The sequence below is a fragment of the Streptococcus sp. SN3 genome (assembly GCF_030439905.1).
Map to the genome: position 1 here is coordinate 1 of NZ_JAQFJF010000018.1, position 3047 is coordinate 3047.

The 3047-nt window shown below is 50.1% G+C and carries 8 tRNA genes and 2 rRNA genes; all 10 read right to left on the reverse strand.

Features of this window, described 5'->3' with window-relative positions:
• Positions 1-50: 50 nt before the first annotated feature.
• Positions 51-124, reverse strand: a tRNA-Arg gene (locus PCY71_RS14820).
• A gap of 9 nt (positions 125-133) precedes the next feature.
• Positions 134-219, reverse strand: a tRNA-Leu gene (locus PCY71_RS14825).
• 7 nt (positions 220-226) lie between these two features.
• Positions 227-298: transfer RNA gene (locus tag PCY71_RS14830), tRNA-Gly, on the reverse strand.
• 15 nt (positions 299-313) lie between these two features.
• Positions 314-386 (reverse strand) — tRNA-Thr (locus PCY71_RS14835).
• Positions 387-396: 10 nt separating this feature from the next.
• A tRNA-Leu gene (locus tag PCY71_RS14840) sits at positions 397-478 on the reverse strand.
• Positions 479-487: 9 nt separating this feature from the next.
• Positions 488-560 (reverse strand) — tRNA-Lys (locus PCY71_RS14845).
• 27 nt (positions 561-587) lie between these two features.
• A tRNA-Asp gene (locus PCY71_RS14850) sits at positions 588-660 on the reverse strand.
• 17 nt (positions 661-677) lie between these two features.
• A tRNA-Val gene (locus PCY71_RS14855) sits at positions 678-750 on the reverse strand.
• Between the two features lie 105 nt (positions 751-855).
• Positions 856-971: ribosomal RNA gene (gene rrf, locus PCY71_RS14860) — 5S ribosomal RNA — on the reverse strand.
• A 251-nt stretch (positions 972-1222) separates the two neighbouring features.
• Positions 1223-3047, reverse strand: a 23S ribosomal RNA gene (locus PCY71_RS14865); the annotation flags it as partial.

Consider the following 3047-nt stretch of genomic DNA (forward strand, 5'->3'; position numbering starts at 1 on the left):
GCTACTTCCCGTATAGGTAGAAAAACCGAAGCCCTCAGACTTCTTCCCTATGCACCCTAGAGGAGTCGAACCTCTAACCGCCTGATTCGTAGTCAGGTACTCTATCCAGTTGAGCTAAGGGTGCTCTTTCCTATGCCGAGGACCGGAATCGAACCGGTACGATTGCTTCCAATCGCAGGATTTTAAGTCCTGTGCGTCTGCCAGTTCCGCCACCCCGGCTACCTCAAGCGAACGACGGGGTTCGAACCCGCGACCCCCACCTTGGCAAGGTGATGTTCTACCACTGAACTACGTTCGCATCCTTTTCTTCTTATGCCGGCTACATGACTTGAACACGCGACCCTCTGATTACAAATCAGATGCTCTACCAACTGAGCTAAGCCGGCTTATCTTCTATGCGGGTGAAGGGACTTGAACCCCCACGCCGTTAAGCGCCAGATCCTAAATCTGGTGCGTCTGCCAATTCCGCCACACCCGCCTGTGACTATGACCCGTACTGGGCTCGAACCAGTGACCCTTTGATTAAAAGTCAAATGCTCTACCAACTGAGCTAACGAGTCTCTCTAATGTATCTCTATACACTAAAACGGTCCCGACGGGAATCGAACCCGCGATCTTCGCCGTGACAGGGCGACGTGATAACCGCTACACTACGGGACCTATTCTTTCTAGAATGATGGGAGTTAACGGGATCGAACCGCTGACCCTCTGCTTGTAAGGCAGATGCTCTCCCAGCTGAGCTAAACTCCCTTGGAATGGAGTTTAGCTCAGCCAACGGTGAGAAACTTCGTTTCTCTTATCCACCGATTGAAATGTCGATTCCCTCTCCATTTCAACTAAGCTAAACTCCCCTTTGCTAAGCGACTACCTTATCTCACAGGGGGCAACCCCCAACTACTTCCGGCGTTCTAGGGCTTAACTGCTGTGTTCGGCATGGGTACAGGTGTATCTCCTAGGCTATCGTCACTTAACTATATGAATGGACTCGGTCGAAAGCTTCGCTTCCTCTATCTCCCAAGCCAAAACATCCACTGGATATTTCGTCCACTCAAAATTGAATAACGCTCTCAAATCGTTTCAAGCATAAACTAAACATTCTGTGTTCTCAATAAAATTGTACTCGGGTTAAATCCTTGGAAAAAAGATAAATGGTCTGATGTTCATCGAACACTACTCCCATTCCCTATTTCTCAAGGGGATTTTTCACCCTTAGTAACTAATCTAGGATAAGTCCTCGAGCTATTAGTATTAGTCCGCTCCATGTGTCACCACACTTCCACTTCTAACCTATCAACCTGATCTTCTCTCAGGGCTCTTACTGATATAAAATTATGGGAAATCTCATCTTGAGGTGGGTTTCACACTTAGATGCTTTCAGCGTTTATCCCTTCCCTACATAGCTACCCAGCGATGCTCTTGGCAGAACAACTGGTACACCAGCGGTAAGTCCACTCTGGTCCTCTCGTACTAGGAGCAGATCCTCTCAAATTTCCTTCGCCCGCGACGGATAGGGACCGAACTGTCTCACGACGTTCTGAACCCAGCTCGCGTGCCGCTTTAATGGGCGAACAGCCCAACCCTTGGGACCGACTACAGCCCCAGGATGCGACGAGCCGACATCGAGGTGCCAAACCTCCCCGTCGATGTGAACTCTTGGGGGAGATAAGCCTGTTATCCCCAGGGTAGCTTTTATCCGTTGAGCGATGGCCCTTCCATGCGGAACCACCGGATCACTAAGCCCGACTTTCGTCCCTGCTCGAGTTGTAGCTCTCGCAGTCAAGCTCCCTTATACCTTTACACTCTGCGACTGATTTCCAACCAGTCTGAGGGAACCTTTGGGCGCCTCCGTTACCTTTTAGGAGGCGACCGCCCCAGTCAAACTGCCCGTCAGACACTGTCTCCGTAGATGATAAACCTACCGGGTTAGAGTGGCCATAACACAAGGGTAGTATCCCAACAACGCCTCCATCGAAACTGGCGTCCCGATTTCATAGGCTCCTACCTATCCTGTACATGTGGCACAGACACTCAATATCAAACTGCAGTAAAGCTCCATGGGGTCTTTCCGTCCTGTCGCGGGTAACCTGCATCTTCACAGGTACTAAAATTTCACCGAGTCTCTCGTTGAGACAGTGCCCAAATCATTACGCCTTTCGTGCGGGTCGGAACTTACCCGACAAGGAATTTCGCTACCTTAGGACCGTTATAGTTACGGCCGCCGTTTACTGGGGCTTCAATTCATACCTTCGCGTTACCGCTAAGCACTCCTCTTAACCTTCCAGCACCGGGCAGGCGTCACCCCCTATACATCATCTTACGATTTAGCAGAGAGCTGTGTTTTTGATAAACAGTTGCTTGGGCCTATTCACTGCGGCTCAGTTAAACTGAGCACCCCTTCTCCCGAAGTTACGGGGTCATTTTGCCGAGTTCCTTAACGAGAGTTCTCTCGCTCACCTGAGGCTACTCGCCTCGACTACCTGTGTCGGTTTGCGGTACGGGTAGAATATAGATTAATGCTAGAAGCTTTTCTTGGCAGGGTGACATCACTCACTTCGCTACTAAACTTCGCTCCCCATCACAGCTCAACGTTACAGATATAAGCATTTGACTCATACCACGCCTCACTGCTTAGACGTGCTCTTCCATTCGCACGCTTGAGTTAGCCTTCTGCGTCCCTCCTTCACTCTATACTCTAGTACAGGAATCTCTACCTGTTGGCCATCGGATACACCTTTCGGTCTCTCCTTAGGTCCCGACTAACCCAGGGCGGACGAGCCTTCCCCTGGAAACCTTAGTCTTACGGTGGATGGGATTCTCACCCATCTTGCGCTACTCATACCGGCATTCTCACTTCTATGCGTTCCAGTGCTCCTCACGGTACACCTTCGCCACACATAGAACGCTCTCCTACCATACCTATAAAGGTATCCACAGCTTCGGTAAATTGTTTTAGCCCCGGTACATTTTCGGCGCAGGGTCACTCGACTAGTGAGCTATTACGCACTCTTTGAATGAATAGCTGCTTCTAAGCTAACATCCTAGTTGTC